The organism is Bacillus sp. PK6-013 (assembly GCF_054161445.1).
Genome location: NZ_CP096417.1, coordinates 4,104,576 through 4,117,500 on the forward strand (window position 1 = coordinate 4,104,576; position 12,925 = coordinate 4,117,500).

11 protein-coding genes, 2 tRNA genes and 2 rRNA genes (1 of these 15 running past the window's edge) are annotated in these 12,925 nt (G+C 44.7%); 8 read left to right on the top strand and 7 right to left on the bottom strand.

The features are described 5' to 3' along the window. Positions 1-138: 138 nt before the first annotated feature. From murQ to M1E03_RS20620, 7 genes are all read left to right on the top strand, one after another. Positions 139-1,056, top strand: a complete 918-nt coding sequence (gene murQ / locus M1E03_RS20590) for an N-acetylmuramic acid 6-phosphate etherase (RefSeq protein ID WP_245117834.1) — start codon at positions 139-141, stop codon at positions 1,054-1,056. A gap of 18 nt (positions 1,057-1,074) precedes the next feature. Continuing rightward, entirely contained in the window at positions 1,075-1,932 is an 858-nt protein-coding gene (locus tag M1E03_RS20595) for a MurR/RpiR family transcriptional regulator (RefSeq protein WP_458110592.1), read from the top strand. Positions 1,933-1,948: 16 nt separating this feature from the next. Beyond that, entirely contained in the window at positions 1,949-3,316 is a 1,368-nt protein-coding gene (locus tag M1E03_RS20600; RefSeq protein WP_020449915.1) for a PTS transporter subunit EIIC, read from the top strand. A 66-nt stretch (positions 3,317-3,382) separates the two neighbouring features. Continuing rightward, positions 3,383-4,732, top strand: a complete 1,350-nt coding sequence (pbp4b, locus tag M1E03_RS20605; RefSeq protein WP_101561684.1) for a penicillin binding protein PBP4B — start codon at positions 3,383-3,385, stop codon at positions 4,730-4,732. Between the two features lie 14 nt (positions 4,733-4,746). Further along, complete coding sequence (locus tag M1E03_RS20610) at positions 4,747-6,678, top strand: glycoside hydrolase family 3 protein (protein WP_271725806.1); 1,932 nt, start codon at positions 4,747-4,749, stop codon at positions 6,676-6,678. Continuing rightward, positions 6,678-7,907 (top strand): exo-beta-N-acetylmuramidase NamZ family protein, encoded by a 1,230-nt coding sequence (locus M1E03_RS20615; protein WP_458110593.1) that lies wholly within the window; start codon positions 6,678-6,680, stop codon positions 7,905-7,907. Before M1E03_RS20610 ends, M1E03_RS20615 begins: the two co-directional genes overlap by 1 nt. Before the next feature lie 118 nt (positions 7,908-8,025). Further along, a complete protein-coding gene (locus M1E03_RS20620; protein WP_023857676.1) occupies positions 8,026-8,895 on the top strand; it encodes a PhzF family phenazine biosynthesis protein in 870 nt (289 codons plus the stop codon). A gap of 29 nt (positions 8,896-8,924) precedes the next feature. Here the strand turns inward: M1E03_RS20620 and M1E03_RS20625 are convergent, their stop codons facing one another. The 3 genes from M1E03_RS20625 to M1E03_RS20635 all read right to left on the bottom strand — a co-directional run bounded on the left by M1E03_RS20625 (position 8,925) and on the right by M1E03_RS20635 (position 10,687). Continuing rightward, a complete protein-coding gene (locus tag M1E03_RS20625; protein ID WP_020449910.1) occupies positions 8,925-9,338 on the bottom strand; it encodes a DUF5391 family protein in 414 nt (137 codons plus the stop codon). A gap of 34 nt (positions 9,339-9,372) precedes the next feature. Next, on the bottom strand, positions 9,373-10,314 hold the full coding sequence (locus M1E03_RS20630; protein ID WP_458110815.1) for a bile acid:sodium symporter family protein: 942 nt from the start codon (positions 10,312-10,314) through the stop codon (positions 9,373-9,375). Positions 10,315-10,465: 151 nt separating this feature from the next. Then, positions 10,466-10,687 carry a hypothetical protein gene (locus tag M1E03_RS20635; RefSeq protein ID WP_020449908.1) on the bottom strand — a complete coding sequence of 74 codons (222 nt, stop codon included), beginning with the start codon at positions 10,685-10,687 and terminating at the stop codon, positions 10,466-10,468. Positions 10,688-10,862: 175 nt separating this feature from the next. Here M1E03_RS20635 and M1E03_RS20640 point away from each other — a divergent pair, with 175 nt between their 5' ends. After that, entirely contained in the window at positions 10,863-12,032 is a 1,170-nt protein-coding gene (locus M1E03_RS20640; RefSeq protein ID WP_023857673.1) for a serine hydrolase domain-containing protein, read from the top strand. A 433-nt stretch (positions 12,033-12,465) separates the two neighbouring features. Here M1E03_RS20640 and M1E03_RS20645 read toward each other — a convergent pair. The 4 genes from M1E03_RS20645 to M1E03_RS20660 form a co-directional block, all read right to left on the bottom strand. Further along, a tRNA-Thr gene (locus M1E03_RS20645) sits at positions 12,466-12,538 on the bottom strand. Between the two features lie 2 nt (positions 12,539-12,540). After that, positions 12,541-12,615 (bottom strand) — tRNA-Asn (locus M1E03_RS20650). A gap of 43 nt (positions 12,616-12,658) precedes the next feature. Continuing rightward, positions 12,659-12,774: ribosomal RNA gene (gene rrf / locus M1E03_RS20655) — 5S ribosomal RNA — on the bottom strand. Positions 12,775-12,834: 60 nt separating this feature from the next. Then, positions 12,835-12,925: ribosomal RNA gene (locus M1E03_RS20660) — 23S ribosomal RNA — on the bottom strand; it runs 2,839 nt beyond the window's last position.

Below are 12,925 nucleotides of genomic sequence, written 5' to 3' on the forward strand. Positions count from 1 at the left end.
TTATGTCGGCAATCCGTTGTTTAGAACTTCATTGAAATAAAATTTTAATATTTACCTTTTTTTATTGAAATAATATTCCACCCTTAATATACTGAAAATTAAGAAATATATGCACTTCATCATCAGGAGGAGTTGTCGATGGAAAACAGCCATTTAGGTTCATTAACGACCGAACGCCGGAATGAAAGATCCAGGCGCATTCACCAGTCAAAGACGATTGATATTTTGAAAATCATCAATGATGAAGACAAAACTGTGGCCGAAGCTGTACAAGAAGTCTTACCAGAAGTTAAGACCGCCGTTGACTTCGCCGTCGGGTCGTTAAAGAAAGGGGGACGGATCATCTACATCGGTGCCGGTACAAGCGGGAGACTCGGCGTACTCGATGCAGCTGAATGCCCGCCGACGTTCAGCATATCTCCCGAGTCGGTCATTGGCATCATTGCAGGAGGAGAAAAAGCTCTGTACAAAGCCGTCGAAGGCGCTGAAGATCACGAGGCATTCGGCAGACGGGATTTATCAGCCGTTAACCTCTCAAACAATGATACCGTAATCGGAATCGCCGCCAGTGGTCGGACTCCATACGTTCTCGGCGCTTTGAAGTATGCCAGGGAAAGTGGCGCCAAGACCGTCTCACTGACATGCAACAAAAACTCGGCGATCAGCCAGGTGTCAGATCACAGCATAGAAGTGGTCGTCGGCCCTGAAGTTATTGCCGGATCGACGAGAATGAAAGCAGCAACCGCTCATAAAATGATTTTAAACATGATTTCAACGGCGGCCATGATCAAAATGGGAAAAGTCTATGAAAACCTCATGGTAGACGTAAAAGTAAGCAATGACAAATTAAAGGAGCGGGCGATTCGCATCATCCAAACGGTCACAGGTGTTCCAAAAGAAGCGGCGGCACTAGCGTTAGAAAAATCCCATAACCAGGTCAAAACCGCCATCATCATGCTGAAAACAAACGAAGATGCGGCCGCTTCCGAAAACCTGCTTGAGAAATCAGAAGGCGATATCGAAAAAGCTCTATCCATTTATGAAGACCAAGTTTAAAGAAGAAAGGAAGAAACAATGGCTGCAGGAGGATTGGAAATCATTCAGAATATGCTTCACAGATTGCCGCAATCTGAACGAAAGCTTGCCGAATACATTTTGAAAAACCCACACGAGGTCGTAAACGGCACCATTCAAGAGGTGAGCTCTTCGGCTAAGACAAGCGGGGCGGCGGCAATACGGCTCTGCAAATCTCTGGGGCTGAAAGGCTTTCAAGATTTAAAAATGAGGGTCGCCGGCGATTTAATGAAACCGTCTGATCAGGGATACCGGGATATCGAACCGCAAGAGCCGCTCCATTCAATCGTTCAAAAAACAACCAGCAATTCGATTCAGGCGATTCGCGATACCTTTGAAAACATTGACCACGAAGATCTTCAAAAAGCGATTCAAATACTGATCAACGCAGAAACGGTTCATTTTTGCGGGATCGGGGCTTCAGGAATCGTCGCACAAGATGCCCAGCAGAAATTTTTGCGCATCAATAAAAAAGCCACCGCTTTTAGTGATATGCATCTTGTCGCGACATTAATCGCCAATGCCGGCGAGAATGACGTTCTGTTTGCCATATCCCATTCAGGAGAAACGCATGAAATCGCCAATGCAGTCAGACTCGCCAAAAAACATGGCATTAAAACCATTGGACTGACGCGGTTTGGACAGTCTGCTGTCTCTTCATTAAGCGATATCGCCCTGTATACGTCATGCTCAAACGAAGCGCCGTTTCGCAGCGCCGCCACCTCCTCTCGTTTAACTCAGCTTTACATGATTGACATTCTGTTTTTAGGCATAGCCGCGGAGCGCTATCAGGACATCATTCAGTATATTGATCAAACAAAAGCGGCCATCCGCATGATGGGAATGAGCGAATTGTAAAAAAGGGGGATATAAAATGAGCGATGAGAAAAAATATGCCGGCCTGGCAAAACTGATTTTACAACACATCGGCGGCCCGTCTAACGTCGCGGATTATACCCATTGTATGACGCGCCTGCGCATCACGCCTGTCAACAGTCAAAAAACCGACATCGGCTCAATCAAAGCGCTTGAAGGCGTGATTGGCGTCGTTGAGGAGGAAACGCTTCAGATTATCCTCGGCACCGGCGTCGTACAGCACGTATCAGACGAATTCGGGAAGTTGCTTCAATCCGCGGAAGACGTTGACTTAAAACAATCCGCAGCCAAACATAAAGCTGAGATTTCCAAGAAAAACGCGACGCCTTTTAAATTGTTTCTTCGGCGGATCGCAAGCATTTTTATACCGCTGATCCCCGCTTTGGTCGCCTCAGGCTTGATTACCGGAATCACCAAAGCCGTTATCCAAGCAGGCTGGCTCGCTGAAACATCACAAACCGCCATTATTTTAACGGTAATAGGTTCAGGTTTATTTACGTATTTGGGCATCCTGGTCGGGGTCAATACGGCGAAAGAATTCGGCGGCTCCCCCGCACTCGGCGGATTAGCCGGTATTTTAATCATTAACCCGGCCGTTGGTGATATTTCGCTTTTCGGTGAAGCGCTTTTGCCGGGACGCGGAGGTTTAATCGGTATTTTATTCGCAGCTGCATTTATCGCTTTTCTCGAAAAACGGGTCAGGCGCCTTGTACCTCATTCACTCGACATCATCATCACACCTACAGTCTCCCTTCTCATCACAGGAATCGTCACTTACGTTGTCTTCATGCCTGTCGGCGGCTTGATATCTGACGCCATTACGTCAGGACTTCTCGCCATCTTAGATCTCGGCGGCATTATCGCCGGCTTTGTACTGGGGGCCACCTTCCTTCCGCTCGTCGTAACCGGACTGCACCAGGGATTGACACCCGTTCATATGGAATTAATCAATTCAATCGGCGATGACCCGTTGCTGCCGATTCTGGCTATGGGGGGCGCAGGTCAAGTAGGCGCCGCTTTTGCGATCTATTTCAAAACAAAAAAAGCAAAGCTCAAAAGAGCCATTGCCGGCGGACTGCCGTCAGGCCTGCTCGGAATCGGTGAACCGCTCATATTCGGTGTGACTCTTCCACTCGGACGTCCGTTTTTAACCGCGTGCCTCGGCGCCGGAGTAGGTGGAGCCTTTCAAGCGTATTTCAAAATCGCGACCGAATCGATAGGCGTATCAGGTCTTCCTTTGTCATTTTTAGTCCATACCCACCAAGTTCTTTTGTATATTCTCGGTTTGTTTATTTCCTATGCTGCCGGCTTTGCCTTAACATATCTCTTTGGTTTTAAAGACGATATGGCAGTTGAATTTGATTAAACGTTTGTTTAAAATTCCCACTATACATTTTTTGACAGAAAGGAGTGAAGCAAGCTGAAAAAGTTTATGATCAGCGCTGCCACATCGTCCCTATTGTTGCTGACATGCTTTTTCCCGCTTCCGTCATCAGCACAGACTGCTATTGCGAACGAGACAACAGGTCAGCTGACATATCCCGTATTAACGAAGGCGAAAACACCTGAAGAAGCCGGTTTTTCTTCGGAAAAGCTTAAAGCCGTGGACCGTCTGATCGAACAGGATGTCAAAGCGGGCTTTCCCGGGGCTGCCTTGATTTTGATAAAAGACGGAAAAATCGTCAAAAAAGAAGCATACGGCTACAAGCAGAAATACAACGGCCTCTCGACGCTCAAACATCCAAAAAAAATGAAAGCAAACACGATGTTTGACCTCGCCTCCAATACAAAAATGTATGCCGTCAATTTTGCCTTGCAGCATTTAGTGAGCACCGGAAAGCTTGACTTGAACAAAAACATTTCACATTATCTTCCTGATTTCAAAGATCACCCGGAAGACGATGTAAAGGGAAAAAACCGGCTCCGCGTCATTGATTTGCTCCACCATAACGCAGGCTTCCCTGCAAGCTGGAACTATTACGACCCGAAAGCAGCCGGACACCTCTACTCTCAGTCACGGAGCAAAACGCTTGAATATCTTGTCAAAACCCCCTTGTCATATGAACCCGGCACAAAACAAATTTACAGTGACATCGACTATATGCTCCTCGGGCTGATCATAGAAAAAGTCACAAACGAGCGTTTAGATACCTTTGTTGAAAACCAATTTTACCGGCCTCTCGGGTTGCGGCATACTTTGTTTAATCCGCTCCAAAAGGGCTTTAAACCGCCGCATTTTGCAGCTACGGAACGAAAGGGAAACACCAGAGATGGCACCATCTTGTTTCCAAATATCAGAACTTACACGCTTCAAGGGGAAGTCCACGATGAAAAAGCGTTCTATTCAATGGAAGGCGTCTCTGGGCATGCCGGCCTTTTTTCCACCGTTGACGACGCAGCAGTGCTCCTTCAAGTCATGCTGAACGGCGGCGGTTACGGGAAACAACATCTATTCAGCCGTTCGGTCATTTCACAATTTACTGAGCCGTCAAAAACAAATCCCACATATGGACTAGGATGGCGGCTTAACGGCAATACCGATATGGAGTGGATGTTCGGCAAGCACGCCAGCAACAAGGCATACGGCCATACCGGCTGGACGGGAACCGTCACTATCATCGATCCCGTGTATCAAATCGGCATTGTGTTGTTAACCAATAAAAAGCACTCTCCTGTCATCAACCCTAAAGAAAACCCGAATCAATTTGAAGGTGACGCATTTGCAACCGGAAAGTACGGCAGCGTCATTACAGCTATTTACGAGGCGTTACATCACCAATAGGAGGCGACCCTTATATGAAAAGATTTCTTCAATGCGCGTTGATTGCATTGCTGTTATCGTCTCTCGCTTTGCAGCCCGCCGCTCGCGAAGCAGAAGCGAAACAGCAGCCGGAACAACACCTCAAACAAATGGTCAGCAGCATGTCGCTTGAAGAGAAAATCGGACAAATGCTGATGCCTGACTTTAGAAACTGGAAGAAAAAAGGGGAATCGAACGCCAAAGGATTAACAAAAATGAATGACGAAGTCGCGGGAATCATTCAAAAATACCGGCTCGGCGGTGTCATTCTTTTTGCTGAAAATGTCACAGGCACAGAGCAGACTGTACGGTTAACGGACGGCTTGCAAAAAGCGAGTCCTGACATTCCGCTCTTTATCACGATCGATCAGGAAGGCGGGATTGTCACCAGACTTGAATCAGGCACAAACCTGCCCGGCAATATGGCAGTCGGTGCATCGCGAAGCAGCAAAAATGCCTTCAAATCAGGAAAAATCATCGGAAAAGAATTAGCATCGCTGGGCATCAACGTGAACTTCAGTCCTGTACTTGATGTCAACAACAATCCCGGCAACCCGGTCATCGGCGTTCGTTCTTTCAGTTCCAAGCCTGAGCTGACTTCAAAGCTCGGCATCCAGATGATGAAGGGCCTGCAGGACGAGCAAATGATCGCTACAGCAAAGCACTTTCCCGGACACGGCGATACAGCGGTTGACAGTCATTACGGATTGCCGCTTGTTCCGCATGATGAAAAAAGGCTGAGAAGCATTGAACTTGCGCCATTTCAAAAAGCGATCGATGCAGGGATTGACATGATCATGACAGCGCATGTCCAGTTCCCCGCCTTTGACAATACAACCTATAAAAGCAAAAAAGACGGCGAGGACATCATGGTGCCTGCAACACTTTCCAAAAAAGTCATGACAGACCTTCTCCGCAAAGACCTCGGCTTTAAGGGCGTTGTCGTAACAGACGCTTTAAATATGAAAGCCATTTCTGATAATTTCGGACAGGAGGAAGCCGTCGTCATGGCTGTCAAAGCAGGAGTCGACATCGCCCTCATGCCCGCACAAGTCACATCGCTTGAGACCGAAAAAAATCTAGCGCGTGTATTCGAAGCTCTTCTGACAGCCGTTAAAAAAGGTGAGATCCCTATCGAACAAATCGATCAGTCGGTGGAGCGAATCCTTCAATTAAAAATAAACCGCGGTATCATCGATCACACCGGCTCCGAACCGCTTCAGAAAAAAATCAAATACGCCTTGAAAACGGTCGGCAGCAACAAACACATGAAATCCGAAAGGAAAATGGCAAGAGAAAGCGTCACCATTCTTAAAAATGAAAAAAGCACCTTGCCATTCAAACCGAAAAAAGGGGATACCGTCCTCATTCTCGCCCCATACGAAGAGCAAACAGCAGCAATCGCCAAAACCATCAGCAAAATAAAGAAAAACATCAAGGTCGTCGAATATCGATTTGCAGAAAAAACGTTTGATGAAGAGATTCAAAAGAAAATTGACGAGGCCGATTATGTCATCACAGGATCATATGTAGTCAAAAACGATCCTGTTGTGAACGACGGTGTCATTGATGACAGCATTCAAGACTCAAGCAAGTGGGCAACTGCTTTTCCGCGCGCCGCCATGAAATACGCTCAGGCAAACGGGAAAAAATTTGTCTTAATGAGCTTACGAAACCCTTATGACACGGCAAATTTTGAAGAAGCCGCTGCCGTGATCGCAGTATACGGCTTTAAAGGCTATGCAAACGGGCGCTTCAGGCAGCCGAATATTCCGGCCGGAGTGGAAGTTATCTTCGGAAAGGCAAAGCCTAAAGGAACATTGCCCGTAGACATTCCTTCGGTCACACGCCCCGGAGAAACCCTTTACCCGTTCGGCTACGGGTTGAATATTAAAAACGGCAAGCCGCTTCACAAAGGAGGGTCATAATGAGAAAAAAAGCGATCTGGCTGCTTGCGGGAATGTTTGTTTTCAGTACATTAACCGCAGCAGCGGCCTTTCCGGACAAAGAAAAGAAAGCAAAGGTCTCACCGGGTATTGAAGTGATCATGAACAAGAAAAGCATATTAAAAGGAAAAAGGGTCGGTCTCATCACAAATCCAACCGGTGTCAATTCAGCATTAACAAGCAGCATCGATTTGCTTCACCAAGCCCCCGGTATTGAGCTGACCGCTCTCTATGGTCCAGAGCACGGTGTAAGGGGAGACGCTCAAGCCGGCGATAAGGTTGACTCTTATATTGATGAAAAAACCGGTCTCCCCGTCTACAGCCTTTACGGAGATACGAGAAAACCGACACCGGAGATGTTGAAAAACGTTGACGTCCTGCTATTTGACATCCAAGATGTCGGAACGCGGTTTTACACTTACATTTACACAATGGCATATGCGATGGAGGCGGCAAAAGAAAACGGCATTCCATTCATTGTTCTTGACCGGCCAAACCCGCAAAGCGGCTTAAAAGTTGAAGGACCTGTCCTTGATCCAGATTATTCTTCATTTGTCGGAATGTATCCCATCCCTTTAAAGCACGGAATGACCGCAGGAGAACTGGCAAAGCTGTTTAATGACGAATTTAACATCGGCGCCGATTTAACCATCATCAAAATGAAAGGGTGGAAGCGACAGATGTTCTTTGAAGACACTGGTCTTCCTTTCGTCCTGCCTTCCCCGAACATGCCGACGCCGGATACGGGCATCGTCTACCCGGGCACAGGTTTAATTGAAGGAACCAATATGTCAGAAGGAAGGGGCACGACAAAGCCTTTTGAATTAATTGGTGCGCCCTACATGAAAAGTACGGAACTCGCCGAAAAATTAAACGGTCTGAAGCTTCCTGGCGTCCGATTCAGAGCCGCCTCGTTCACTCCGACATTTTCAAAGCATCAAAATAAACTGTGCCACGGGGTGGAGCTTTACGTGACAAACAGGTCCGCTTTTAAGCCTGTAAATACCGGTATCGCGATCATCAAAACCGTCCATAACCTCTACCCGGACGACTTTGAGTTCCTCCCTTCAGGCAATTTCAACCGTCTGATCGGGAATGGATGGGTCAAAGCTATGATTGAACAAGGCGCTTCAATTGATGAAATCGTCAAAAAATACGAAGCAGATCAAAAACGGTTTATGAATATCAGAAAGAAGTATTTGCTTTATTAGGAAGAGCGGGATCCGCTCTTCTTTATTTTTTTAGACTGTTCAATGATTCTCATCTCATGTAAGATATGTAAAACTGCCTTTAGGGCAGGAAGGTCATTTTAAAGGGGAGAGATATCGGATGGAATTTTACCTTGTGGACGTGTTTGCAGAAACAAAATATACAGGAAACCAGCTCGCCGTTTTTAAAGCAGAAAAGAACCTATCAAGTGATAAAATGCAAAAAATAGCTAGGGAAATTAATTTTTCCGAAACAACATTTATATTAGGGAAACAGGAAAACAGCGGGTATGATGTCCGAATCTTCACCCCGGAAAAAGAAATTCCGTTTGCAGGACATCCGACGCTGGGCACAGCGTTTATCATAAAGAATGAAATCGAAACTGAACCATCTTCAAGCGTCATTTTAAATGTTCGAGCAGGCGCAATACCGGTATCGTTTGACAAAGGTGAAGATCAGATCATTTGGATGAAGCAAAATCCGCCTGTATTTAATCGAACTTTTGATAAAGAAATGATGGCAGAAGTACTCGGTATCGACACATGTGATATGGATTTGGATTTCCCGATACAAGAGGTTTCCACAGGTCTGCCAGCAGTTATCGTCCCGTTAAATTCGCTAAGTGCAGTTAAAAAATGCAAAATCAACAAGGATCGGTTTGAAGCTTTTATGAAAGAAACAGAAGCCAGTCTGCTCGTTTTTTCTACGGAAACCTATCATGAACAAAATCACATCAATACACGAGTTTTTTGCGACTGTCTCAGCGTTCCCGAAGATCCGGCAACAGGAAGCGCAATCGGGGATCTCGCAGGATATTTACTGCATCACGGTTATTTTAATCAAAATGACCTCAGCATAAGGGCTGAACAAGGGTATGAAATAAACCGGCCTTCCCTGCTTTATATTGAAGCGCACACAACGGAAAACAGCATAGAAATTCACATCGGGGGAAACGTCCACCTGATCGCAAAAGGAGCTTGGCGAACTTGAACACAACGCGGGAAAGCGGTTTTTAAATATTAGAAAGAAGCAGCCGCTGACGGCCTGCGAAAAGCGGCGACTAACCAAATCACATTCACGATCGCTGACAGAATGCAAAGGCATACGACGCCCAATAAAGCAGAAGCATATCCGCCAAAAGCGCCAATCAACATAACCACTGGAATCATGGTCAGCGTGATGATTAATCCAATTCCGCAAAGAACAGCCATTACAAACTTCATCGCATCAAACCCGGCCATATAAACAGCAAGGGGAAGGATATAAAAGAGTAAAACGGTTCCGATTGCCGCCCACATCCCCAAAGTGCCAAACTCATTAGCATGGGGGCCTGAATGAGCGGGCGGAGAAAGTGAAGCTGTGACTAATAAAGAACAAAACAAAAATGCGGAAATTAAAGTCCAAATCATCACACTTACCCTATTGGTTTTCATTGTTTTTCTCTCCTGTAAGGTTTGAGTCTGCCAACTATGAGGGCAGACTCGTTTTTTTGTCTAAATGATACGTTTTTTTCAGCTCGCTTCTTGCAAGCAAATGCCCATATAGCGCAGCCAGGATCTGCTGAAACAGCATGCCGATGACAACGGGCACCGCCACTTGCGGCGGAAAAAATCCGGTGGCCAACACAGCGCCGGCGCTAATATTCCGCATTCCTCCGGTAAAAATTAAAGCCACGATTTCCTCCTGGGGCCGTTTCATCAGCCGACCGATCAGCCAAGCTGTCATGTATCCAGTAAATGCAACCAAAAAAACCGTAACGGCTATCGTTAAAAACTTTAAATCGACGTTTTTCAGGTAAGGAGCGACAACTGAGCTGTTAATCGCCACCACGGCGGCTAACCCGATTTTCGAAAATGGAGCGCAATTTGCGCTTAAACGCGCTGTCCGCTCCGGTATTGAAAATTGATTGACGAGCATTCCTAACAAAGAAGGAATCACAATCATTCCGACTAAACCTTTCATCATACCGATTACATCCATTTCAACATGCGCCCCGGCCAGGATGGAAAGACTGAACGGAACGATGAAAGGCGAAAGAATCGTGTCCACTAAAATAATCGATAGGGTTAAGCCGATGTTTCCTTTATACATGGCAGCCCAAATCATACTCGTAATACCCGTCGGAATGACAACACCAAGGGTAAGCCCTGTAATCGTTAATGAATCTCCGCTAAACACAAGATGCCCCGTGCCCCATGCCAGAACAGGCATAAATATGTGCAAAACAAATAAAGCGAGTAGCATCGGCAAGGGATGAACCATCGCTGTTTTCAGCGACTGAAAATTTGCCCCAAGGCTGCCAGCAAATGTCATAAACGCAAAAATCCACGGCACAAGACCGGACAGCCCATTTAAGTAATCCGCAAGCAACACCCCGCTGACAACACTTAAAGGCGTCAGTAAAGGCATAATCTTACCAAGTGTTTTATTGATCGTCTGAAGCATAGATGTAAAACGCCCGCTCTCTTTAAATCGAATTTACATTCATTATAACAAAAGATGGAATATCAAAACAGGAAGGGAATACAGAAAAGAAGACAGCAAGATGAAAGAGCAGCTTTTAGGCATAATGAGCTATGCTTCTTTTTTTATAGGGGAACACGGTTAAAATGGCCTCTATCTTAAACATTCTGAACTGCTGTTTTTGGAAGCAAAATGCTTTCACATAACCGTTTTTAATTTCTTTCACGAGAATCGCCCGTTTAGAAAAACTGCTTTCTTTCATGTAAATGATTTCTACCGGAAAACCGTCTTCCATTGAACGATACAACAGCTTATTCATCGTCTCACCTCACATCTTTATTTTATAGGAACATTTGTTCTTATTCAAGTGTAAATAAAATGTAAATTTTGGCATTATCCCAAACCATGTATGAAAATATTAGCATTTTGAAGAAACTTTTTAAGGGGTTATTGCGTCAGTAAATACGTCACATATAAAAGAAGGAGTACCCGCCATGGCAAGAACATACAGAACGCGAATAAAGAAAAGAAAAAAGAAGAAAACAAAAAGAAGGCTCATCATTCTTTCCTTTCTTCTTGTTTGTGGGGTAATTTATCTTGCACTTCCAAGCGGTATGCGAGATCACCAAGAAAATCAACTACAGGCAACTGAAAAAAAAGAACAGCCTGAAGCAAAGAAGAAGACAAATCAAAATGAAACAAAAAAGAACCCTATCATCACAAAAAATGATAATGCTCAATTGGATCAATATTTAAAAAGCATTGGATTCAGCGGCACAGCATTAATTGTAGAAGACGGAAACGTTGTGACAAGCAAAGGGTATTTATATGCAAACCGCGAGGAAATGGTCCCCAATACACCGGACACCGTCTTTTATGTTGGGTCATCACAAAAAGCAATTATTGCAACGGCAATTTTACAGCTTGAGGAAAAGGGATTGCTATCAGTAAATGACCCCGTTTCTAAGTATCTTCCTGACTTTCCAAACGGCTCAAAGATCACCCTTTATCATTTCTTGACACACACATCAGGGATTAGGGGGCACAAAGAAGGCCACGGATATATTTCGCCGGAAGATTTAATGAAAGATATCGAAAAACGAGGCGTAAAATACCCAACTGGGAAATGGGATTATAGAGACTCCAATTACTCGGTTCTGGCATACATTGTCTCCATGGTAAGCGGTGAACCAGTCGATCAATACATCAAAAAGCACGTTTTTAAACCTGCCGGTATGAAACACGCAGGCTTTTATAAAACATTTGCTAAAGAGTCAAATCCGTCGACAGGGTATAAATTAAACCCGCAAAAAGAGCTTTATACGCCTGACATGCCGAATTTATCACAGCTTTATGGGGCTGGTGATATTTATATGACCGCTTATGATATGTATTTATTTGATAAAGCACTTTACGAAAGAAAAATCATTTCCAATGAAAGTTTTATGAAAATGTTTACGCCAAACAAAGCAACATACGGTATGGGCTTTTATGTGTCGCCGGGAAGCTATTCTAGTCACGGTGTCATGCCCGGCTATAACATATTAAACAGCTTCAGTCTGACAGGAAGCAGATACGTCATTCTATTTTCTAACATCCAAAACAACATCAAATCTTTTGGCAGTGTGAACAATCGGATCTTCTCTATTTTAAATGGATTTTAAACATATTTAAACAAGCTCCTGTCATCCGAGTCAGAGAGCTTGTTTAATAGCAGAAAAAGTTTTTACGGTTAAAAGGGATTTTAATTATAAATATGGAAGATGGATAATAAATAATTTTCAATATAAAGGAAGGTTGTCATGTCATTATTAACTCTTAGCAAAATCGTGACCGTTATTGGCGTTGTAGCATTATTTATATGGACTTTTAAAGACTCAAAACAGCATGAACCTGATACGTTAAAGTACGGGAGTTATATGTTGTTCCTTCTTGTCTTAGAAGTCACAATTAACGTTTTATATGAGTGGATATAGCAATAAAAGCAGGCGTTAAGCCTGCTTTTATACATTCTATAAGTTGAAAGCAAAATATCATAAAACAAAAAAAGCTTTCTCCACCATAGGAGAAACCTTGTCATATCAACGTATTCACTTAAGCTTCCAAGCGGGCTCGAACCGCTGACCTCTTCCTTACCATGGAAGTGCTCTACCTGCTGAGCTATGGAAGCATTGGCTCCGCAGGCAGGATTCGAACCTGCGACCGATCGGTTAACAGCCGATAGCTCTACCACTGAGCTACTGCGGAATAAGATAAGCTTCAATTCATGCAGGGTAAAGATATATAAACAGCTTGGCGGCGTCCTACTCTCACAGGGGGAAGCCCCCAACTACCATCGGCGCTGAAGAGCTTAACTTCCGTGTTCGGCATGGGAACGGGTGTGACCTCTTCGCTATCGCCACCAAACTATGTATGAGAGGTGTTCTCTCAAAACTAGATAACGGTCAGACAATTCACAAAAGTATTTAGGTTAAGTCCTCGATCGATTAGTATCTGTCAGCTCCATGTGTCGCCACACTTCCACCTCAGACCTATCAACCTGATCATCTTTCAGGGA